This window comes from Metapseudomonas resinovorans (assembly GCF_002003485.1).
Taxonomy (GTDB): Bacteria; Pseudomonadota; Gammaproteobacteria; order Pseudomonadales; family Pseudomonadaceae; genus Metapseudomonas; species Metapseudomonas resinovorans_D.
In genome coordinates this window covers 89,438-110,654 of the sequence record NZ_BDMA01000075.1, presented here as the reverse complement: position 1 = coordinate 110,654, position 21,217 = coordinate 89,438, and the positions used below count along the sequence as shown (strand labels likewise).

Here is a 21,217-nt window from a genome sequence, read left to right as displayed (position 1 = left end):
AGTTCTACGGCTGGGCCGAGCTGAACCGCGCCGGCCTGCTGCCGACGCGCGAGCAATTGCAGCGCGCCGAACGCATCACCAACGAGTACCGGACCAAGCTCGCCGCCGAGAAACACCCCTGCAAGCTGATCTTCGTCACCCCGGACTACTACGAGGAACGCCCCAAAGCCTGTATGAACGGCTGGGGCAGCCTGTTCCTCGACATCACCCCGGACGGCACCGCCTTGCCCTGCCACAGCGCCCGCCAGTTGCCGGTGCAGTTCCCCAACGTGCGCGAGCACTCGCTGCGGCACATCTGGTACGAGTCCTTCGGCTTCAACCGCTTCCGCGGCTATGACTGGATGCCCGAGCCGTGCCGCTCCTGCGACGAGAAGGAGAAGGACTTCGGCGGCTGTCGCTGCCAGGCTTTCCTGCTCACCGGCGACGCCAGCAATGCCGACCCGGTCTGCGCCAAGTCGCGCCACCACGGCCAGATACTGGCGGCCCGAGAGGAAGCGGAGCATGCCGCCAAGCCGCTGGAACAACTGACCTATCGCAACGAGAAGAATGGCCGGCTCATCGCCACGAGCCGCTGAAACCATGAACAGCCGACACGTCCCCGGACCCAGCCCATTGCGTACCCGCCTGGACAATGGCCTGGAGCTGGTTCTGCTCCACCAGCCCGGCCTTGGCAGGGCCGCTGCCGCCCTGCGGATACATGCTGGAAGCCATGATGCTCCGCAGGCGTATCCCGGCCTGGCGCACTTCCTCGAACACCTGGTTTTTCTCGGCAGCGCCCACTTCCCCTCGGGACAGGGCCTGATTCCCTTCGTCCTGGCCCAGGGCGGCGAGGTCAATGCGACCACCCGTGAGCGCCATACCGACTTCTTCTTCGAGCTGCCGCGCAGCGCCTTCGATGGGGGCCTGGCGCGGCTCTGCGACATGATCGCCGCGCCAGCGCTGACCCTGCCCAGCCAGGAGCGGGAGCGCGAGGTGCTGCATGCCGAATTCCTCGCCTGGTCACGCGCCGATGGGCGCAGCGCCCTGCCACTGGCGGCCAGCCTGCCTCGGAATCATCCTTCTGCGCGCTTCCATGCCGGCAATCGCTACAGCCTGCCGATCCGCCAGCCGGCCTTCCAGGCGGCCCTGCACGAACACCATCGCCATTTCTATCGAGCCGGCCAGAAGACCCTGGTGCTGGCGGGACCGCAACCGCTCCATGAACTGCATTGGCTTGCGCAGCGCCACGCGTCCCAGCTTGGCAGCGCCCCGCTGCTGACACGTCCGGCGACACCCGCCCTCTTTCCCCTGCGGCAGGGCCTTGCGCCCGCTCCTTCCGACTCAGACGTGAGCCTGGCCTTTGTCCTCGACCGCCTGCCGCGGGACGCCGAAATGGCCCTCGACTTCATCGCCTTCTGGCTGGCTCATGAGGGACCTGGCAGCTGGTTCGGCCATCTCCGCGACGCCGGGATTGCAGAGCGGCTCGACCTCAAGCCGTCCAAGGTCGGGGACCGCCAGGCCATCCTGCAACTCGACCTGCAACTGGCCCGACCGCCATCCGCCGACCAGCCGGATGCCGTGGCCCTGCTGTTCAGCTGGCTGGAATTCTTTGCCGGCCTGCAGGACAAGGACGCATTGCTGGGCGAGTACGTTCGGGTGCAACTGCGTCAGTTGGAATCCATGGGGCCATTGGCAGTGGCGCGGCACTGGCTGTGCAGTGAGCGGCAGTTGCCTGGTTCCGGCCGAAAGATACTGGCCGCCCTTCCCGCCGTGCTGGCGCAACTGAAGCCGGCGCAGCTGGTGCATCTGCGCGGTGACCTGGCGAGCTCCCCCAGCGCGTCTGCGCCCCAGCACTGGCAGGTACCCCCCGCCAACCGCTTCCTGCTCGAGGAGCAATGGCCCCGCACGTCCCCCGACCTGACCGAGCACGCACCTGCCAGTCTGCGGATTGCACCTGAACCACCCGGCCCCGGCGGTCAGGGCGCCCTCTTCCTGCGGTGGCGCGCTGCTTCGGCCATTCCTGCGCAACACCGATTGCTGGCGATGCTGCGCACCAGGCTCGCCCCTGTCATTGGCGAAGCGCGGCAAGCCGGACTGAAAATCCGCCTGCTCCAGCAGCACACGGATTGGGAGATCGCCTTCAGTGGAATCGCTCGCGTGATTCCATCAGCACTGCAAGCGGTACTTGAACGGTTCCAGGTCATGCCGCCGCTGACGTCCGTATGGCCGGAGCCAGGGAAACCCAGAGGCATTCTCATCCAGCAAATGTTCCACAGCCTGGATCAGGGCACAGAAGCGGATTCCACTTTCACCGTCGAGGAACTGGAGTCTGCATGGCATGACTTCTGGCAGTCGGCTGCCTGGGATGGGCTCGCGTTTGGGCTGGATGCCCGCACACAGGCCCAGGTAATCGCCCAGACCCGCACGCTGCCTGGCCGATCCATCGGTCCGCTTCCCTCGATTGGCCCCAATCCTGCCGGATCGTCCTGGACGCCCTTCGTGACCGCCGACCCGCAACACGCCCTCCTGCTGTTCTGCGCCCAACCCGGCCAGGACACGCTCACCGAGGCGACCTGGCGCGCGCTCGCGCAACTCATCGAGCCCGCCTTCTTCCAGCGCATGCGCACCGAGCTGCAACTGGGCTACGGCGTCCTGTCAGGCTATCGGCGAATACGTGGACGGCCCGGCATCCTCTTCGGGCTCCAGTCGCCCTCCATCCCACCGGAGGAATTGCTTCACCTGATCGAGCACTTCCTCGCCGCATTTTCAGAGCCGCTGGCAACACTGAAACCGCTGACGCTCCGACACGGCATTGCCCAGCTCAGCACTCAATTCGACGACCCTCGCCAAGCCGCCGAACAGCAATGGCAAACCTGCAAAGGCGGCCAGGTGCCCGGCCTGCAGCATCTGCGCGATGCCATGTCACTGTTGGGCGCGGATGACCTGTTGCTTGGCCTGGATGACCTGCGGCAATCGAGGAATGAATGGGTCTGCATGGCGAGCTGCAAACTGGGGGGAGTCGCGCAGGGCTGATCTGCCTTCACCCCACTCCCGAAGGGAGAAGGGTGACTCGCGCTGGACCAACCATCCTGCAGACCCTGCGCACCCCCACTCAGAACGGCAACGGCAGCTTCGCGGTTCGTCCCCCGTCGACAACGATCACCTGGCCGGTGATGAAGGCCGCCGCCTCGCTGGCCAGGAAGACAACGACATTGCCAATGTCCTCCGGCTCTCCGGTGCGTCCAACTGGATGCAGCTTGAGCAGGCCGGCACGGGCTTGTGCGGGGTCGGGCTGTGCGTCGATGTAGGCGTGGCTGAGGTCCGAGTTGATCCATCCGGGGGCTATGGCATTGCAGCGAATGCCGTCGCGTCCCAGGTCGACGGCCATGGCGCGGGTGAAGCCGTGGACGCCGGCCTTGGAACCGCAGTAGGCCGTGTGCCAGGGATTGGCGCCGATGCCTTCGATGGAGCCGATGTTGACGATGCTGCCGCCCCGCACGCGCAACTGTGGCAACAGTGCCTTGGCCAGGAAGACCGGAGCGCGGAGGTTGACGGCCATCATCCGGTCCCAGTCGTCTTCGTCCATCTCGTCGAGCGAGCGCTCGAACATGAATCCGGCGTTGTTGACCAGGATATCGGCGCCACCGAATCGATCCTCGACGGCCCGCGCAATGATCGAGGGCGCGGTGCGCTCGGCCAGGTCGACCTCAACCCAGGCCACCTGCGGGTTGGCAGCCAGGCTGTCCTCCAGCGGTTGGCGCTGCGCGACCAGCACCCGGGCACCGGCTTGCAGCAGTTTGTCGGTAATCCCGCGACCGATTCCACGTCCGCCGCCGGTCACGACGGCCACCTTGTTATTCAGCATCATGGGCGTTCCTCAGCCTGAAACCGGTTTGGCGCCGGTGACTTCCACCGTCTCGCCGGCGATGTAGCGAGCCTGGTCGGACGCCAGGAAGGCAATCACATCGGCGATGTCCTCCGGCTCGGCGATGCGCCCCAGCGGCACGGTCTTGTTCAGTTCCTCGATTGCCTTGTCCGGGTCCAGGCCGCGGCGCTCGAAGCCGCTGCGGATCATCGGCGTGTTTATTTCATGCGGGCACACGGCATTGACGCGGATGCCCAGAGGCGCGCAGTCGCGGCCCAGGTTCTTCGACAGCGCCGCCACCGCGCCCTTGCTGGTGCAATAGGCGACGTGGCCAGGCCCCGGATAGGTGCCCCAGACCGAAGACGTGTTGACGATGGCGCCGCCGCCGCGCTTTTTCATATGGGGGATCGCGGCGCGGCAGAGGAAAAACACCGCGTTGAGGTTGACGTCCATCGCGGTGAACCACATGTCGTCGGTGGTTTCTTCGACGGTGCCGCGTGGAATGATGCCGGCGTTGTTGAGCAGGATGTCGACGCCACCGAAACGCTCCACCGTCCGCGCAATGACCGCTTCGCAATACTCCTTCTCCCGGAGATTACCTGCCAGGCAGTCAGCCTCGGCACCGAGCTGGCGGGCCTGCTCGACCATCGCCTGGCAACCCCCGGCATTGAGGTCCGAGATCATCACGCGTGCGCCCTCTGCTGCGAACAGTTTCACCAGGGCCTGACCGACGCCGCCGGCACCCCCGGTTATCACGACAACTTTGTTTTCGAATCGCATGGCTTGCTCCCATCTACTGGTTGATCCGGGGTCGATCATCGATAGACGGCAAACCGCTGACAAACGAGTTTTGCGCGGGTTTCACTTAGCTTTTTGTTAAGTGGGAACGAGGACTAATGATTAGAGGCTGGCAGCTGTATCGCGGGCATCTGTCATTCTCGATTGCGCTTTGGTTAACTGCTTCAAGCATCTGGCCCGGCATCTGTGACCATGAAAAATCTCAGACAGCACCTTCCGCCCCTGAACGCATTGCGAACCTTCGAAGCGGCAGCCCGCCATGGCAGTTTCAAGCTGGCCGCGGAGGAGCTCTGCGTGACGCAAGCGGCGGTCAGCCGCCAGATACAGACGCTGGAAGACTTCTATGGCTTGAAGCTGTTCTTGCGTGGAAACCGCAAGGTCCAGCTCACCAGCGAAGGGCACTCGCTGTTCCTGGCAGCCTCCTCTGCCTTGCAGCACATCGCGACCACCTCTCGCGAACTGCTCCGCCGGAACAGTCTGGACTACCTGGCCCTGATCACCACCACCGCCTTCGCCCAGCTGTGGCTGATGCCACGGCTGAAGCAACTGCGCGCCGAGCATCCGCAACTTCAGCTGCACCTGATCAGCTCCGACGCCAACCCGGACTACCAGGAGCACTTCGGCGCCGCGGTGACCCTGGGTCTCGAAGAGCATCCCCAGTACGTGGCCGAGTACCTCTTCTCCGAGGAGATATTCCCGGTCTGCACGCCGGGATTCCTCGCACAGAACCCACAGATCACCACCCTGGAGGGGCTGATGAGCGTCACGCTGCTGAACCTCAGTGCAAGCCACTGGAAAGCCAGGCTCTGGGCACCGGTGGATTGGGCATTCTGGCTCAAGCAGTTCGGCGCCGACGCGTCGATGGGCAAGGAGACCATGGACTTCAGCCACTTCTCGATGCTGCTGGACGCCGTACAGGAAGAAGTGGGTGTCGGCCTCGCCTGGCGCCATCTCGTTCAGCCACAACTCGACGCCGGCAAGCTGGTACGACCGACCTGCGAAACCTTGCTTGCCAACGACCGCAGGCACTACTTCGTCTGCCGCCGCGACCTGGCTGGCTCGATGGAAATGCAGATACTCCGCGACTGGTTGCTGCAGCAGACGCAGGAACTGCGGGGCTGACCGGACCAGTCTCCGTGGTAGCCGCCGACGCTCAGGTCTCGCACCGGTCCAGACAACGATGGTGATCGAACGCGCAGTAACGTGACTGGCGGTCACGGGTGACCTTCGCCAGGGCGACAGCCGGGTCGCGCGCCAACATCAGACGGCCGCCCGCGGCCACCATGTGGTCCAGCAGGCTTTCCTTCTCTTCGACCAGGCATTCGGGATTGCGGTCGAAGGCGCTGGCCATGTCCAGATCCAGCCAATGCAAACCGGGAATGAGGTCGCCCGCGAACACCACCGGCCCGCCGGGCATTTCCAGTTCCGGGATGAGCTGCCCCGGCGTGTAGCCATCGCTGACATGGAACTTCCAGCCCTCCCCCATCACGTCGCAGGCGTAATCCTCGACCAGTTCCAGGCGACCGCTCGATTCGAGCTGATCGAGGATTTGCGGCACGAACCAGATGCGGTCGCGGGGATGAGGGCGCAGCGCACGGGACCATTGGCGCGCGCCGGTGACGTAAGCCGCCCTGGGGAACAGCAACCGCGGTGGGTCCCCGGCCTGAAAGGCTCTGCGAACGTCAGAGGGCAGCAACGCCTGTACATGGCACAGGATCACCCTATCGATGTCGTCCTCGTCCAGCCCGCGCTGCGCCAGGCTGTCGAGCAGGCCCAGCGGCTGCGGCTGGCAGCGGCAGGTCCTGGGAACCGGCGCGAGCAAGGGCTCGCTGCCGGCCATGATCAACACATTCCGCCCGGGCTCTTGCACCAGCAGGACACGCGAGGCAAGGGCGATCTGGTTGTCCGGGTCGGGCTCTGTCCACTCCGCCCAATGCTGGCGCGGCAGGCTGCCGAACATGCTGCCGCCATCCAGCTTGCGCATACGGCCGGCCAGAACGGAAAGACGACGTGTCACGATTTCTACCTCATTACTTCAAGTGCGCGCGTCCTTCGCATGGATTCCCTTGTCTCGGTGCCGCGAGGTCAGATCAGGCTCAGCACTCCGCCGACGATCATCAGTTGCGCGGTCAGGGCGAAGGCCAGCAACAGCGGTTTGAGACCCGCCTTGCGCAGGTCGCTGAGGCGGGTACTGAAACCGAGCGCGCCCATGGCGGCGGCGAGTAGCAGGTCATCCGCGCCGACCGCCATCCGGTGCAGGTCCTGCGGCAAGGGCAGCCAGGAGTTGAGCAGCATGCAGACCACGAAACCGATGACGAACAGCGGCACCTTGACCGGAGCCACCGCGTGGCCCGGCGCGCTGCTGCGGGACAGCCAGACCCCCAGGCCCAACAGGAACGGTGCCAGCAGCAAGACGCGAATCAGTTTGGCAACGATGGCCGCCTCGGCTGCCTGCGGGTCCATGGCCTGGCCGGCGGCGACCACCTGGGCCACTTCATGCAGGGTCGCCCCGGTGAATACGCCGAAGCCATGGCTGTCGCCCAACAGCGTCGGAGCGAGGGTGAACACCCAGGGATAAAGCAGCATGCCGAGGGTGCCGAAGAGCACCACGCAGGCGATGGCTATGGCCACCTGGTCATTGCGCCCCTTCACCATCCCAGCGCTGGCAAGAACAGCGGCGGCCCCACAGATGGCATGACCGGCACCGATCAGGATCGCGGTCTCGCGCTCCAGACGCAGCACCCGCGTGCCCAGCCAGATCGCCAGGGTGATGGTGGAGAGGATCAGTACGGCATCGATGACGAAGGCCTGCACGCCCAACGCCTGGACCTGCTGGACCGTCAGGCGCAAGCCGTAGAGCGCGACGCCGAAACGCAGGACCGGCTGCTTGCAGAATTGCAGGCCGGAGCCGAGTACGTCGTGGCTGCGCCCGGAAGACAGGTTGCCGGCCAGCAGTCCCAGCAGCATGGCCAGGGTCAGCGCGCCAAGGCCCATTCCCTGCAGGGCCGACGTCGTGGAAAGCCAGAGCGCCAGGCCGGCCAGCAGGAAGCTGACGCCGACCCCGGCGAGGAGGACGAAAGGCGAACGTTCAGTGCGACTCAGGACTAGCATGGCGATACCTCGCTTGTGGTAGCGCAAGCTTGCCGCGGCATATAACCTAAACGAAGCGACCTATTCTTATTGGTCATATCAGGAATGCTGATATGCAATGCCGCATCACCCTCCGCCAACTCGCCACGTTCATCGCCATCGCCGATCTCGGCAGCGTCACCCGCGCCAGCAAGGAACTCAGCCTCACCCAGTCGGCGGCGAGCATGTCCCTGCAGGACCTGGAGCATCAGCTGGGCACGCGGCTGTTCGATCGCCACGGCAAGCGCCTGGTGCTGAATGAGCACGGGCGTCGCCTGTACCCCCGTGCGCAAGCGACCCTCGAAGGCGCCCAGGAGGTGGAATCGCTCTTCCAGCAGCAGCTCGCCTGCCATCTGCGCATTGGCGCCAGCACCACCATTGGCGGCTACCTGCTGCCGGAGAAACTGGCGGCCTTTCTCGAGGCCGAGCCGGACAGCCGCCTCGAACTGAAGGTGGAGAACACCGAACGCATCGTCGAATCGCTGTGCAACTTCACGGTGGACGTGGCATTCGTGGAAGGACCGGTGCAGCACCCGGACATCGACGTACGACCCTGGCTGGACGACGAACTGGTGCTGATCGCGGCGCCGAGCCATCCGTTGTCCAGGTTGAAGGCGCCAACAGCCGAAGAACTGGCGAGCGCGCGCTGGATCATGCGCGAGCCGGGTTCGGGCACCCGGAGCATGCTGGAACACCTGATCGGCCCCTGGCTGGGCAGCCCGCGCCAGCTGCTGGAGGTATCCGACGGCGAGGCGATCAAGCGCTGCGTGATTGCCGGTGCAGGCATCGCCTGTGTTTCCCGACTCATGGTGCGTGGCGAGCTCGCGTTGGGACAGCTGTGCACCCTGCCCTCCCCCAGTGGCCCGCTGAAACGCGTGTTCTATCGCGCCATCCACCAGGACAAGCAGCCGACTCGTGGCCTCAGGCGTTTCCTGGATTTTCTGTAGGGCAAGACCCTCTCCCCCGGCCCCTCTCCCGGAGGGCGAGGGGTGACGCCAGGCGTACCTTCGGCTCAGTCCTGTAGGGGCGAATTCAATCGCGAAATGACCCAGCGCCAAGCTAGCCGGCGACACCCTCACCCCCGGCCCCTCTCCCGGAGGGAGAGGGGTGACGCAAGGCGTACCATTGGCACAGTCCTGTAGGGGCGAATTCATTCGCCAAGGCCACGCAGTGGCCCCTTCGAGATTGATGGGTATCGCTCCGTTCAACCCATCCTACGAATCCGACTCGTCGCGGCTCAGTCCTGTGGGAGCGAATTCATTCGCGAAATAGGCCAGCACCGAGCTAGCCGGCAACGCCCTCTCCCCCGGCCCCTCTCCCTGAAGAGGAGAGGGGTGACGCAAGGCGTACCATTGGCGCAGTCCTGTGGGGGCGATTTCAATCGCTGGGCAGGACGCAGTCCTGCTGCTCCAGGACAAAAAAAACCGCTGCCGAAGCAGCGGTGGGGATCAAGCCGTCGAGGGAACGGGCGTCGATGAAATCCAAAGGAGCTGCGGGTGCTACTTGCCCCAGCGGCGCAAGGCCGACGGGCTGTAGTCCGCCTTCATGCCAGGCTCGTTGAAGACCATCTTCTTCTGGTACTCGTTGGTCATGAAGTTGGTGGTGTAGCGCCCGGAAATCAGGTCGTAGGTGGCGTCCATTGCCGGGAACGGCACTTCGATATCGGCCAGCTGCATCGGGTAGTTCTCGTACATGCGCCACAGCTCGCCGCGATTGTCGTACATCTCCGACGAGGCGATCTGCCAGATGTCTTCGTCGATGTAGAAGCGGCGCTTGCCGTACACATGCCGCGCATCGCCCTTCAGGGTCGCCTCGACCACCCAGACGCGGTGCTTCTCATAGCGCACCAGGTTCGGGGCGATGTGGTTCGGCTTGAGGATGTCGGCGTACTTGAGCGACTTGCTCGCCAGCTTGTAGCTGTTGTACGGAATCAGCCGCTCCTGCTTGCCCAGCAGCTTCCACTCGTAGCGATCAGGCGCGCCATTGAAACCGCCCACGCCATCACTGGTGAGCTGGCCGTAGCTATAACGGGCGCTGCTGTCGTAGGCCACGGTCGGCGCACGACGCACACGGCGCTGACCGGGGATGTACTGCCAGGCACCGCGCGGCTCCTTCACCTGGTTCAGCGGCTCGTGGACCATGGTGATTTCACCCGCGACACGGGACGGGCTGAGGGCACGGATGATGCTGAAGTAGAGGACGTTTTCCTCCGGCGCGAGGTCGCCGAGGGCCGACCGCCAATGCACCGCCTGCTGGTAGTTGACCACGGTGGAAGTACCGTTCTCCTGCACGGTGGCGGAGGCCATCTCCCGATCCAGGGAGCTGCCGACGTAGCGCGCCATGTGGTTCCACATGACTTCCAGCGCTTCGGTGGGTTCCGGGAAGGGAACGCCCTGGCCATAGCCGATCACGCCGTAGCCCTTGTCCGCCAGCTTCACCTGGCTGAGGTTGGCGCGGGTCGATGCGTTCACCTTCTCCGGCAGGCGCGCGGTGCGGTGGGTCGGGTAGACGTTCATCACATAGCCGGGGAAGCGCTTGAGCATGGCCAACTGCGCCGGGGTCAGCAACGCCTGGTACTGCGCGGCGTTGGCGGCGCTGATCACGTACAGCGGCTTCTCCGCCGTGAACGGGTCCGGGTAGTTGCCGTTGGCGTCGGCGCTCAGGCCGCCGGGCTTGAGGCCACCGTCCCAGGCCGGGATGCTGCCATCGGCGTTGGCCGCCAGCGTACCGCCCATGGGGTTGAGCTGGCTGTCGAATTCACCGGTATCGGTGCTCTTGGCAAAGGCGGAAGACTGCATGCACAGGGCAAACAGGGTCAGGGCGAGGGGCAGTTTTTTCAACGTACGGTTCATCAGAAGCTCACCTTTAAGTTGACCGACGCGAAGTCGCGATCGTCGAGGGTGGTGAATTTGTTCGAGCCGAAGAAATCGTTGTAGGCAAGCTCCAGCGAGTAATCGTTGCGGTACTCGAACAGCAGCGAGAGGCCCACTGCTTTCTGTCCTTCCTGGAAGTTCGGGCCATAGCCGTCCACGTCATGGCGGAAGTTGATGCTCGGGGTGATCACGGTCGCGGGGAGGATGCCCTCGTAGCTGAGAGCGCCACGCAGGCGATAGCCCCAGGACCAGTCGTTGAAGAAGCCGCGATTGCCGTTGCAGTTCTTCGCGTTCAGCGCCTGGACCTGCTGCAGGCTCAGGTTCGCGGTGCCGGGGGTGATGCAGTAGCTGGCCGTCACGGCCGGGTTGTATGCGGTGGTGGTCAGCTCGCTGCGGCCATAGGCACCGCTGCGGCCGAAGCGTTCGTCGCCAAGGTCGGCGATGTGGTTGACCGCAGCTTCAGCGGCCCAGGCGAAGCGCGTGGCGCCCAGCACGTTGGAGATCGTGTCGGTGGCGCCCAGGCTGAACTGGGACACCGGCTTGCGCTCGTAGCCTTCGATCGGCGCACCGAGTGCCGGCGTCACCCCCGGATCGGTGAACGGCGTGTTGGGGCTGCGCAGCAGGAACTGGATGGTGTCGTTGCCGTTGAAACCCAGCGGCTGGTTGGGCCGATAGCTCAGCTCACCGAATACCGCTGTGCCACCCACCACGCCGCTGAGGCTGATGCCATAGAGGCGGATGTCTTCCGGGTACACCGAGTTGTAGCTGGCGGTCTTGAAGTTGGCCGGCCCTGCAGCCTTCACTGCGGTTCCATTGAACGACGCGAAACGGCTGTGATAGTTCGCGTAGTACAGGCCCAGCTCGGCGTCGTTGAGGTCTTCCAACACCTTGCGCAAAGCGATGCCGTATTGACCGTCGTCGTTCGGCCACTCGGTCTGGCTGCGTGGAACGAAGGTGCCGGAAGCCAGCGCATTGGCGGTGGTGCGGTTGCCGGTCACCGCCGCGACGATCGGGCTGCAGCCTTCCGGGGCGAAGTCCGCCGACTGGAAGAAGGTGCCGCAGCCATCGAGCACCGAAGGCCGGAAGTTGTACTGGTAGAAACCTTCCAGGCTGAGGGTGTCGCTCAGGCCGAAGTTGAAGCTGAGCATTTCCACCGGCAGCTGGCCTTCCTTCAGCTCTACGCCGGGGCGGTTGAAGGCGGAAACGTCGAGGGGGTTGATCGCGTTGATGCCGTTCTGGAAGAACAGCGCCTCGCCCCAGGTCAGCACCTGTTTGCCGAGCTTGACGTTGAGCGGCATGCCGTTGCCAATCTCGAAGTCCTTCCAGACGTAGGCATCGAGCAGTTCGAAGCCCTTGAACTTCGACAGGTCGTCCCAGCCGGAGTCGTCGAATTTCTTGAAATCGCCATTGCCGGTTTCCAGGGCGTGGTCGTACCAGTACTTGAAGCGCAGGAACGCGCCCTGCCCGCCGTCGTTCAGGTCGAACTCGGTGAGTCCCTTGAACACCTGGGAGATGGCATCGTGCTTGTCGAAGTTCAGCCGGCCGTCATCGCCGTTGGTGTCGATGCCGCTGCCGGGCTTGCCGATGCTGCGGGCATCCGGCGCGTAGACCAGATCCGGATCGGCGTTGCGCAGCGCCCAGCTCGAACCCAGGGTCAGGGTCGTGTTGGTGGACAGCTTCCAGTCGTCATTGATGTCGAACGTCACGGCCTTGGTCGAGGGGCTGCCCAGGGCCGCCAGGGCAACACCGGCAGCCAGGAGGCTGGGCGCGAACCGGCGATGCCTTGCCGGGCGCAGATGGGGTTCAGCGTGTGTCATGCAGATCACCTTTTGTTGTTTTAGTGGTGAATCGCTCCCGCATCGGGGCCTTGGCGGCCCCAATGTGGGTGGGCGAACGGAGGGTTCGGGAAGGTCAGGCTCGGTGGTCGCGCAGCACTCGTGCGGGAATTGCCAGCAGCAGGACGGAGGCGCCTATCACCAGCAGGCCGGCGATCACGTCGAAGGCCAGATAAAGGCTGCCGGTCTGGGTCTTGATACCGCCCACCAGCACCGGACTGACCATCGCCGCGATACCACCCAGGCTGCTGATCAGGGCGATGCCACCAGCGGCGCTTGCGCCGGACAGGTAGGTCGGCGGGATGGTCCAGAACAGCGGCACGGCAGACAGGCAAGCGGCGGCGCCCACGCTCATGAACAGCACCGACAGCATCAGATTGCCCTGGAACAGCCCGAGCAGGACGAAGCTGCCGGCGCCGGTGAGCATGGTCAGGGCCAGGTGCCAACGGCGCTCGAGGTGGCGGTCGGAACTGCGGCCCAGCAGATACATCGCCACCAGCGCCACGGCATAGGGCAGGCTGCTGATCAGACCGATCTGGCGGATGTCCGCGAGACCGAAGCCCTGGATCAGGGTGGGCATCCAGTAAGCCACCGTGTTGGTGCCCGAATAGATGCAGAAGAACACCAGGCCGCACATGAATACGCGCGGGTCACGCAGCAGGTGCAGGAAGGAGCCGTGCCCTGCCCCGGCCTCCCTGTGCTCGGCCGCCAGGGCGTCGTGGACGATCTGCTTTTCGCGCTCACTGAGCCACTTCACCTGCTGCGGCTTGTCGTCCAGCCAGAACCAGGCGAACAGGCCGAGCAGCACGGCCGGAATGCCTTCGAGGACGAACAGTGCCTGCCAGTCCTTCAAGCCCGCCCAACCGTGGAAGTGGGTCATGATCCAGCCGGCCAACGGGCCGCTGACGATGCCCGCGACGATGCCCGCCATGAGGAAGATCGAGGTGATGCGACCCCGACGCGAAGCCGGGAACCAGTAGGTCAGGTACAGGATCACCCCGGGGAAGAAGCCGGCTTCAGCGACACCCAGCAGGAAGCGCACCACATAGAGGCCGGTGGCGGTCTCCACCAGGCTGGTACTGATCGTCACCAGGCCCCAGAGAACCATGATCCGGGTGAGGGTCGCGCGCGCTCCGACACGCTGCATATACAGGTTGCTCGGCACTTCGAAGAGGATGTAGCCGACGAAGAATGCCGCGGCGCCCAGCCCGTAGGCGGCATCGCTGAGGACCAGGTCCTCGGCCATGCGCAGCTTGGCGAAGGAAATGTTGATACGGTCGATGGCGTTGATCACGTACGCCAGGAACAGGAACGGCAACAGCCGCCAGACCACCTTGCGATAGGTCAGCTTCACCTCATGGGCAGTCTGTGCAGCAGTCATCAGACCTTGCTCAGCCACGGAACTCATGGCCATACCTCCTGCAGCGGTTGGCTGCGTGGGATCTTCTTATTCTTGTTCATGTGGTGGCCTCGGCGCGGCAGTGGACGACGGGCGCCCACTGCCGTCCCTCAACCTTTTTCCGCCAGTGCGCGGATTTCTTCGTCCAGCATCGGCACACCCAACTCGCAGGCCTCGATGCCTTGCAGGCTGACGAGCTTCAGCACCTCAAGCACGTGCTCGCGGCTGGCGCCCAGTTGCAGCGCTGCCTGGATATGGCGACGGGTGCCGTGTCCGTACAGATGCGTGATCGCCGCATCACCGGCGATGCAGAGAAACTCGATCCACAGCGGCGGCAGGATGCCGTCCTTCCACAGGCCGAAGCCCATGCCGAGGAATTTCTCCAGGTACTGGGCATCCCAGCGGTAGATGGTTTCCCAGAGCGGGTTGAACATGCCGTTGGCGCGCACCGCGTCGCAGACCGGCGTGACACCCGGTTCCACTGCTTCATCGGGCAGCCCGGCATGGGCCAGTTCCTCGGCAAGGATCGGCACGCCAAGGGCGCAGGCATGGATGCCGACCACGCTGGCCAGCTTGAACACCTCGAGGATTTCCGCGCGGGTCGCACCCAGGCGCAGGGCATCGCGCACATGGCGGCGCACGCCGGGGGCGTACAGGTGGGTCGCGGTGACATCGATGTTCAGGCGAATCAGCGCAACCAGCTTGGGATCGAGCACATCATTGGTCTGGCTGTCCTGCACCAGCGCCATGACATTCTCGGTCCAGTCCGGCGCCCACTCCGCCAGGCGATCGAGCGACGCATCGAACAGGCCGGCGGCGCGCAGGGCGTTGTAATTCGGGGTTTCGTTCATGTTCTTGTCATTTCCTGCAGGGATGGCGGCTCAGACCACCGAGCCACCGTTGGGGCTGATCACCTGGCCAACCAGGTAATGATCGCCCGCGAGGTAGAGCACCGTTCCGGCGTATTCCTCGACCGTGCCGAAGCGGCCCAGCGGGCAGCCCTGCCAGAGGCGGTTGCGGCCTTCCTCACCGATCTGGTCGAGGTAGGCATTGAACGCCGGCGTCGCCACGCCACCGGGTGCCATGGCATTGACGAAGATGTTCGCGCCCGCCACTTCATAGGCGACCGAACGGGTGAAGGCGATCACCGCGCCCTTGGTCGCGCAGTAATGCGGGCTGTGGGCGCTCTTGGTGGAAAGGCCGGCAATGGAGGCGATGTTGACGATCTTGCCGTCACGCTGCGGCTCCATGAGCTTCAGCGCCTCGCGGGTGCAATAGAACACCCCGTGGACATTCACGCCCCAGTAACGGTGCCATTCCTCGTCGCTGATCTCGCGGGTGAAACCCAGCGAGCGACGGGGCTCGGGTGTGGAGATGTAGCGGTACAGCGCACTGCGACGCTGGGTGTCGATTTCCCGGTTGGGGGTCAGCGCGGCATTGTTGACCAGCACGTGCAGGGTGCCGAAACGGTCGACGATGCGCTCGAACATGGCACGCACCTCGGCGCTGGACGACACGTCGCAGCGCAGCGCCAGGCATTCGGCGCCGTGGGCTTCCACGGCCGCCTGGGCTTCGGACAGCGACTGCTCGCTGACATCGCAGATCACCAACCGCGCGCCGACCTTGGCGAAGGCTTCGGCGCAGGCCTTGCCCAGGCCGGGACCGACGCCGGTCACCAGCACGACTTTTCCTTGCAGACTCATGGATGCACCTCTCGGCAAGTTCGCTCGTGGAAGCCGGCAGCCTTGCGGGCACCGGCTCCTTTCATGGGGACGGCCTGGCCGCTCAGCCCATGCCCGGTACGGTGAAACCGCGTTGTCCCGGCTTGCGATTAGGCGCCATGCCCAGGCGAGCGATGGTCTCGTCGGCGCTGCCGTAGGTCTCGCCGATCTGGTAGATGCGGCGGGCTTCCTGGCCGTTGGCGATGTCGCGACCCAGCTCACGAGCGACGCGCACGGTCTGCTCGATCTGCTGCACGGAGGTCATGCGCTCGCCCTTGCGGCCCCAGAGGGTGTCTTCGATACCCACGCGGACATGCAGGCCCAGGGCGATGGCCATGGCGTTCATCGGCAGCACGGCGCGCATGGCGCTTTCCATGGTGAGAATGGAACCCGGCGGGGTGCGTTTGACGAACTCGATCATGTCGGACGGGTCGAGGCCCGCCGCGCCGCCGCCGATAGCGACGTAGTTGAGGATCAGCGGACCGGTGTACAGGCCCTTGCGGATCAGGCGCTCGACGGTTTCCAGCTGATGGACGTGGCCGAGCATGAAGTGCGGCTGGATGCCGGCGGCCTGCAGGCGTTTGAGGTGCTCGATGAAGAAGGACGGGCGCGAATCGGACACCATCTCCTGGTAGGCCTTGAAGTACTCGGGGCGCTCCAGGATGGTGCCGACCACATCATCGGGCGTCAGCATTTCGCAGATGTTCATCTGGCTGGTGTTGATCGCGATGGTGACCTGATCCGGCTTGGGATCGAGGTCGGCCAGCATGTGGCGGGTGTCGTAGTCCAGCCATTGGGCAGCCTGGCCTTCGCTTTCAGGCGCGAAGGAGATGGAACCACCCACTTGCAGCACCATGTCCGGCACCGCCTGGCGCAGCAGCCCGAGCATTTCGTTGAACTTGCTCAGGCGCTTGGAGCCCTTGCCGTCTTCTTCGCGAACGTGCACGTGGAGCACGGTGGCGCCGGCGTTGTAGCAGTCGATGGCTTTCTGGATCTGGTCATCCATGCTCACCGGAATATCGTCAGAGTCGCTCGGCAGCCACTGCGGGCCGTAGGGGGCGACCTGGATCACCAGTTTTTCCTGGTTTTCCGGGAACAGGCTGTCGTCGAGGAAATGCATGGTGTTTCTCCGTCCGTCTTGTCGTTATTGAACGTGGGCGCAATGCGCCTCTGAGCTGATGGAGAAACTACCGATGTGCCGACCAGGATTTTTATCATCCTGGCGCAGTTTTTTATCATTTCGTCACAGGAGAGGAAGTGATTGCGGGCCGGCTTGGGGATGATGGGCGGACGCTTTTATGTAGGAGCGAGCTTGCTCGCGAAAGGTCGGGCTCGGTGGTTCGCGAGCAAGCTCGCTCCTACAGGGGTGACTGCGCAACGTTGGGTTTCGCTTCGCTCTACGCCAACCGACGGGAGCAGAGCCAGGCTTCGGGAGTGCACGGAGGCTTTCGTGTAGGAGCGAGCTTGCTCGCGAAGGGTCGGGCTCGGTGGTTCGCGAGCAAGCTCGCTCCTACAGGGGAGATCGCGTGCGCTCAGCGCCGGCCGCTGGCCAGCCTCGCGCCGATGGACGCTGGCGGCGTCTCGGACTTGCGCCAGTCGCGGGGGGATTGGCCGTACCAGCGCTTGAACGCGCGGGTGAAGTTGCCCTGGGTTTCGTAGCCCAGGCGGCTGGCGACTTCGGCCACCGGCAGCGTGGCATCGCCCAGGTACTTGATGGCCAACTCCCGGCGTGTTTCCTCCAGGAGAATCTCGAAGCTGGTGTGCTCTTCGCTCAGGTAGCGATAGAGGGTGAAGCGGTGCACGGCGAAGAATTCGGCAACCCGCTCGGCCGAGCAGTCGCCCCGCTGCAACAGACCCTGGATGACCTGGCGCACCTGTGCTGCCAGTTCCATCTGCTCCTGGGCCTGGAGTTCGTTCAGATGCTGGCGGAGGAAGCTGTCCAGCTGGCTGTCATGCCCGGACCTGGGTTTGTCCAGCAGCACCTGAGGGAACAGCACCTCGTGCTGCGACTGGCCGAACCATACCGGGCAACGGAAGTGCCGTTCGTACAGGGCCGCCGACTTCGGCTTGCGGTAGGCGATACGCACCAGCGCGGGCCGCCAGGCATGGCCAAGGATCATTTCGAGGATGCTGACGGTGGCGGCCAGGTAGGCGGTGAGCAGCTGGTCGCAACCCGGCATCCGGGCATCGAGCGACAGGCGAATCCCCGCGTAGCCCTGCTCTTCCGTCAGACGCACATGCAAGCCGCGATACCAGAGGCCGCAGAAGCGGATCAGGCTTTCCGTGGCGTCGCGTACCGTCGGTGCGTTAAGTACCAGGAAGCGCAGCGGACCGGCGTTCTCCAGGTTGGCGCGCTGACCGAGCAGCAGGCCGAGGTGGTCGCAGCCGGACAGCTCCGCGGCCGCCTCCAGGATGCGGCCGTGGTCGACGATGGGCAGCGGCGTCAGGGGCTGGCTGAATGAGGCGCGGTGGACGCCGAAGCTGGCCAGCAAGGGCCAGGGATCGACGCCCCGCTCTTCCAGTACGGCCGAAAGGGAAATGAGCGCGCCCAGCGGGAAGGACTTTTCCTCCACTCTGGACGTCGCTCGTTTCATGGCCGTCTCCCCTGGCGTGACGCCTTAGAACTGCTCGGGATCGAAGGCCAGCAACACGCCGGCCCCCACCTGGATACGCTGCAAGTGTATCGCCGTCTCCGGCAGCATGTGCTGGAAGAAGAAGCGCGCGGTGTGCTGCTTGGCGCGGTAGAACGCGGCGTCGTCGAAGCTCTCCGCAAGCCGGTGCTGGGCGATCAGCGCCATGCGCGCCCACTGGTGGGCGAAAGCCACCAGCGCGGTGAGATGCAGGTAGTCCACCGCAGCCGCCGCGGTCTGCGCCGGCGTCGAATCCTGCAGCAACCGGTCGGTGGCCTCCTGCAAGTGCCCAAGGGCTCGGCGCAGCGGCCCGACGAATTCGTCCAGTTCATCAGCGTGGCGGTCGCAGAACGCCGCAATCAGGCCGATGAAACGGCGCACCGCCCGCCCGCCTTCCAGCGGCAGCTTGCGTGCGGCCAGGTCCATCGCCTGGACACCATTGGTGCCTTCGTACAGCGGCGTGATGCGCGCATCGCGGACGAACTGCTCCATGCCCCACTCGCGGATGTAGCCGTGGCCGCCAAAGCACTGCATCGCCAGGTTGGTGCAGTCCACCGCCTTGTCCGTGCAGTACGCTTTGATCATTGGCGTCAGCAGGCCGAGCAGGTCGTTGGCCTCCTCGCGCACCTGTGCCTCCGGGTGCTTGTGCGCCAGGTCCACCTGCAGTCCCGCCCAGTAGGCCAGGGCACGTCCGGCCTCGACGAAGGCCCGCTGGCTCAGCAACATCCGGCGCACGTCGGGATGGGCAACGATCGGATCGGCGGCCAGTTCCGGCGCTACCGCACCTCCAGGGGCCCGGCCCTGCAGGCGCTCGCGGGTGTAGCGGGCGGCGTTCTGGTAGGCGACGCTGGCCAGGCTCAGCCCCTGCACCCCGACGGCCAGACGTGCGCTGTTCATCATCACGAACATCACCCGCAGGCCCTGGTGCGGCTGGCCGATCAGGTAACCGCTGGCACCGTCGTAGTTCATCACGCAGGTCGGGTTGCCGTGGATGCCCATCTTCTCTTCCAGGGAACCGCAACGCACCGCATTGCGCTCGCCCAGGGAGCCGTCGGGGTTGACCAGGAACTTTGGCACGATGAACAGGCTGATGCCCTTCACGCCGGGTGGTGCGTCGGGCAGGCGGGCGAGCACCAGGTGGACGATGTTTTCCGCCAGATCGTGTTCACCGGCGGAGATGAAGATCTTGGTTCCGCTGATCCGGTAACTGCCGTCGGCCTGGGGCTCGGCGCGGGTGCGCAGCAGACCGAGGTCGGTGCCGCAGTGCGGCTCGGTGAGGTTCATGGTGCCGGTCCAGCGACCTTCAATCATCGGCGGCAGGTACAGCGCCTTCTGCTGCTCCGTGCCGCCGTTGGCGATGGCATTGGCCGCGCCATGGGTCAGGCCGGCGAACATGGAGAAGGCCAGGTTCGCGCTGGTCATGATCTCGCGAATGACGATGCCCAGCACATGGGGCAGACCCTGGCCGCCGTACTCGGGCAAGGCGGTCAGCCCGCTCCAGCCACCTTCTGCATACAGCCGGTAGGCCTCGCGGAAGCCCGGGGCGGGGCGGACTTCTCCTTCCTCCAGCCGGCAGCCCTCATGGTCACCCACCGCATTCAGCGGGGCCAGCACTTCGCTGGCGAGTTTCGCGCCTTCTTCGAGGATCGCCGTCACCACGTCGGGCGTGGCATCGCCGAAACCCGGCAGGTCGGCATGGCTGGAGAGTTCGAGCATTTCCTCCAGCACGAAGCGCATGTCCCGCAGTGGAGCTTGATAAGTAGCCATGGTGTTCTCCTCAAAGGCGTTCGATCACGACGGCCAGGCCCTGGCCGACGCCGATGCACAGGCTGACCACGGCGTAGCGTCCACCGCTGCGCTCCAGTTGACGCAGCGCAGTCAGGACCAGGCGCGCGCCGGATGCACCCAGGGGATGGCCGAGGGCGATGGCGCCGCCATTGGGATTGACGCGGGGATCGTCATGCGGGAGGCCGAGCAGTGTCAGGCAACCCAGGACCTGACTGGCGAAGGCTTCGTTGATTTCGATCAGATCCATGCCCGCCAGAGTCAGCCCGGCTCGCTCCAGGGCCTTGGGAATGGCGTAGGCCGGGCCGATGCCCATGACCCTCGGCGCGACTCCGGCGGCGGCGCCCGCGAGGATGCGCGCACGCGGCATTGCGCCGGCGCGCTCCCCGACTTCGCGCGTGCCGATCAGCAGGGCCGCGGCACCATCGTTGATGCCGGAGGCGTTGCCGGCGGTGACCACCCCGCCCTCGAAAAGGGGACGCAGTTTGGCCAGGCCCTCGGCGCTGGCATCCGGCCGCGGGTGTTCATCAGCGCAGAGGGTGAGGGTCCCTTTGCGGCCGGCCGGCACCTCGACGGGGAGAATCTCCTCGGCGAAGAAGCCGCACTCCAGCGCGCTTGCATAGCGCCGTTGCGAGGCCAGGGCGAAGGCATCCGCCTGGGCGCGGTCGATGCCGTAGTCACGGGCCACGTTGTCGGCGGTCTCCGGCATGCTGTCGGCACCGAACTGGGCATTCACTTTCGGGTTGGGGAAGCGCGCGCCCAGGGTGGTATCGAAGATCTTCGCTTCGCGGCTGTAGGCCGACTCGGCCTTGGCCAGCACGAACGGCGCGCGGCTCATGCTTTCCACGCCCCCGGCCAGGTACAGGCCACCCTCACCACAACTCACCGCACGGGCGGCATCCAGTACCGCCGCCAGGCCGCTGGCACACAGGCGGTTGACCGTCTGCCCGGCCACCGTGACCGGGAAGCCGGCCGCCAGCAGCGCGTTGCGTGCGACGTTGCGGCTGTCCTCACCCGCCTGGTTGGTGCAGCCGAGGATCACGTCCTCGATCTGCTCGGCGGCAAACGGCGAGCGCTCCACCAGGGCACGCATCAATTGCGCGGCGAGGTCGTCGGGACGAATGGCGGCCAGGCCGCCGCCGTGGCGGCCGAAAGGTGTGCGCAGGCCGTCGTAGATGTAGGCATCGAGCATCGGGATTTCCT

At 65.2% G+C, this 21,217-nt stretch carries 17 protein-coding genes; 4 read left to right on the top strand and 13 right to left on the bottom strand.

Annotated features, from left to right (window positions below; genetic code table 11):
- Together MnOB_RS21375 and pqqF are read left to right on the top strand one after the other, a co-directional pair.
- Positions 1–575, top strand: a 575-nt coding sequence (locus tag MnOB_RS21375) for an SPASM domain-containing protein (protein ID WP_158713844.1), incomplete at its 5' end; no start/stop codon positions are given.
- 4 nt (positions 576–579) lie between these two features.
- Positions 580–3,012: a pyrroloquinoline quinone biosynthesis protein PqqF gene (pqqF, locus tag MnOB_RS21370; protein ID WP_158713843.1), complete on the top strand. Its 2,433-nt coding sequence runs from the start codon at positions 580–582 to the stop codon at positions 3,010–3,012.
- A 79-nt stretch (positions 3,013–3,091) separates the two neighbouring features.
- Here the strand turns inward: pqqF and MnOB_RS21365 are convergent, their stop codons facing one another.
- The gene (locus MnOB_RS21365) at positions 3,092–3,847 is read right to left on the bottom strand and encodes an SDR family NAD(P)-dependent oxidoreductase (RefSeq protein WP_234358308.1); all 756 of its coding nucleotides are present in this window, start codon (positions 3,845–3,847) and stop codon (positions 3,092–3,094) included.
- A gap of 9 nt (positions 3,848–3,856) precedes the next feature.
- Positions 3,857–4,624: an SDR family NAD(P)-dependent oxidoreductase gene (locus tag MnOB_RS21360; RefSeq protein ID WP_077526228.1), complete on the bottom strand. Its 768-nt coding sequence runs from the start codon at positions 4,622–4,624 to the stop codon at positions 3,857–3,859.
- A gap of 210 nt (positions 4,625–4,834) precedes the next feature.
- Here MnOB_RS21360 and MnOB_RS21355 point away from each other — a divergent pair, with 210 nt between their 5' ends.
- On the top strand, positions 4,835–5,764 hold the full coding sequence (locus MnOB_RS21355) for a LysR substrate-binding domain-containing protein (protein WP_077526227.1): 930 nt from the start codon (positions 4,835–4,837) through the stop codon (positions 5,762–5,764).
- Positions 5,765–5,795: 31 nt separating this feature from the next.
- Here MnOB_RS21355 and MnOB_RS21350 read toward each other — a convergent pair whose 3' ends face one another.
- Both MnOB_RS21350 and MnOB_RS21345 read right to left on the bottom strand, forming a co-directional pair.
- A complete protein-coding gene (locus tag MnOB_RS21350) occupies positions 5,796–6,659 on the bottom strand; it encodes an MBL fold metallo-hydrolase (RefSeq protein WP_077526226.1) in 864 nt (287 codons plus the stop codon).
- 68 nt (positions 6,660–6,727) lie between these two features.
- The gene (locus MnOB_RS21345) at positions 6,728–7,753 is read right to left on the bottom strand and encodes a YeiH family protein (protein WP_234358307.1); all 1,026 of its coding nucleotides are present in this window, start codon (positions 7,751–7,753) and stop codon (positions 6,728–6,730) included.
- 92 nt (positions 7,754–7,845) lie between these two features.
- Between MnOB_RS21345 and MnOB_RS21340 the strand changes: the two genes are divergently transcribed.
- Positions 7,846–8,718, top strand: coding sequence for a LysR family transcriptional regulator (locus MnOB_RS21340; protein WP_077526224.1), 873 nt, complete (start codon positions 7,846–7,848; stop codon positions 8,716–8,718).
- Positions 8,719–9,270: 552 nt separating this feature from the next.
- Here the strand turns inward: MnOB_RS21340 and MnOB_RS21335 are convergent.
- From MnOB_RS21335 to MnOB_RS21295, 9 genes are all read right to left on the bottom strand, one after another.
- Positions 9,271–10,623: a DUF1329 domain-containing protein gene (locus MnOB_RS21335; protein ID WP_077526223.1), complete on the bottom strand. Its 1,353-nt coding sequence runs from the start codon at positions 10,621–10,623 to the stop codon at positions 9,271–9,273.
- Complete coding sequence (locus tag MnOB_RS21330; protein ID WP_077526222.1) at positions 10,623–12,461, bottom strand: DUF1302 domain-containing protein; 1,839 nt, start codon at positions 12,459–12,461, stop codon at positions 10,623–10,625. Before MnOB_RS21330 ends, MnOB_RS21335 begins: the two co-directional genes overlap by 1 nt.
- A 94-nt stretch (positions 12,462–12,555) precedes the next feature.
- Entirely contained in the window at positions 12,556–13,887 is a 1,332-nt protein-coding gene (locus tag MnOB_RS21325) for an MFS transporter (RefSeq protein ID WP_077526221.1), read from the bottom strand.
- 101 nt (positions 13,888–13,988) lie between these two features.
- Entirely contained in the window at positions 13,989–14,729 is a 741-nt protein-coding gene (locus tag MnOB_RS21320) for a carboxymuconolactone decarboxylase family protein (protein ID WP_077526220.1), read from the bottom strand.
- Positions 14,730–14,759: 30 nt separating this feature from the next.
- Complete coding sequence (locus MnOB_RS21315) at positions 14,760–15,581, bottom strand: SDR family NAD(P)-dependent oxidoreductase (protein ID WP_077526219.1); 822 nt, start codon at positions 15,579–15,581, stop codon at positions 14,760–14,762.
- Between the two features lie 82 nt (positions 15,582–15,663).
- On the bottom strand, positions 15,664–16,719 hold the full coding sequence (locus MnOB_RS21310) for a beta-keto acid cleavage family enzyme (protein ID WP_077526218.1): 1,056 nt from the start codon (positions 16,717–16,719) through the stop codon (positions 15,664–15,666).
- A gap of 412 nt (positions 16,720–17,131) precedes the next feature.
- A complete protein-coding gene (locus MnOB_RS21305) occupies positions 17,132–18,193 on the bottom strand; it encodes an AraC family transcriptional regulator (protein ID WP_077526217.1) in 1,062 nt (353 codons plus the stop codon).
- A gap of 24 nt (positions 18,194–18,217) precedes the next feature.
- Entirely contained in the window at positions 18,218–19,996 is a 1,779-nt protein-coding gene (locus tag MnOB_RS21300) for an acyl-CoA dehydrogenase C-terminal domain-containing protein (protein ID WP_077526216.1), read from the bottom strand.
- 10 nt (positions 19,997–20,006) lie between these two features.
- Positions 20,007–21,206: a 3-oxoadipyl-CoA thiolase gene (locus tag MnOB_RS21295; protein WP_077526215.1), complete on the bottom strand. Its 1,200-nt coding sequence runs from the start codon at positions 21,204–21,206 to the stop codon at positions 20,007–20,009.
- Positions 21,207–21,217: the final 11 nt, after the last annotated feature.

Bases quoted from the DNA above. Each gene is read 5' to 3' on its own strand.
- MnOB_RS21355 (WP_077526227.1), top strand. From the start codon at position 4,835: ATGAAAAATCTCAGACAGCACCTTCCGCCCCTGAACGCATTGCGAACC.
- MnOB_RS21320 (WP_077526220.1), bottom strand. From the start codon at position 14,729: ATGAACGAAACCCCGAATTACAACGCCCTGCGCGCCGCCGGCCTGTTC.
- MnOB_RS21300 (WP_077526216.1), bottom strand. From the start codon at position 19,996: ATGGCTACTTATCAAGCTCCACTGCGGGACATGCGCTTCGTGCTGGAG.
- MnOB_RS21330 (WP_077526222.1), bottom strand. From the start codon at position 12,461: ATGACACACGCTGAACCCCATCTGCGCCCGGCAAGGCATCGCCGGTTC.
- MnOB_RS21345 (WP_234358307.1), bottom strand. From the start codon at position 7,753: ATGCTAGTCCTGAGTCGCACTGAACGTTCGCCTTTCGTCCTCCTCGCC.
- MnOB_RS21335 (WP_077526223.1), bottom strand. From the start codon at position 10,623: ATGAACCGTACGTTGAAAAAACTGCCCCTCGCCCTGACCCTGTTTGCC.
- pqqF (WP_158713843.1), top strand. From the start codon at position 580: ATGAACAGCCGACACGTCCCCGGACCCAGCCCATTGCGTACCCGCCTG.
- MnOB_RS21315 (WP_077526219.1), bottom strand. From the start codon at position 15,581: ATGAGTCTGCAAGGAAAAGTCGTGCTGGTGACCGGCGTCGGTCCCGGC.
- MnOB_RS21310 (WP_077526218.1), bottom strand. From the start codon at position 16,719: ATGCATTTCCTCGACGACAGCCTGTTCCCGGAAAACCAGGAAAAACTG.
- MnOB_RS21305 (WP_077526217.1), bottom strand. From the start codon at position 18,193: ATGAAACGAGCGACGTCCAGAGTGGAGGAAAAGTCCTTCCCGCTGGGC.
- MnOB_RS21360 (WP_077526228.1), bottom strand. From the start codon at position 4,624: ATGCGATTCGAAAACAAAGTTGTCGTGATAACCGGGGGTGCCGGCGGC.
- MnOB_RS21365 (WP_234358308.1), bottom strand. From the start codon at position 3,847: ATGATGCTGAATAACAAGGTGGCCGTCGTGACCGGCGGCGGACGTGGA.
- MnOB_RS21340 (WP_077526224.1), top strand. From the start codon at position 7,846: ATGCAATGCCGCATCACCCTCCGCCAACTCGCCACGTTCATCGCCATC.
- MnOB_RS21325 (WP_077526221.1), bottom strand. From the start codon at position 13,887: ATGAGTTCCGTGGCTGAGCAAGGTCTGATGACTGCTGCACAGACTGCC.
- MnOB_RS21295 (WP_077526215.1), bottom strand. From the start codon at position 21,206: ATGCTCGATGCCTACATCTACGACGGCCTGCGCACACCTTTCGGCCGC.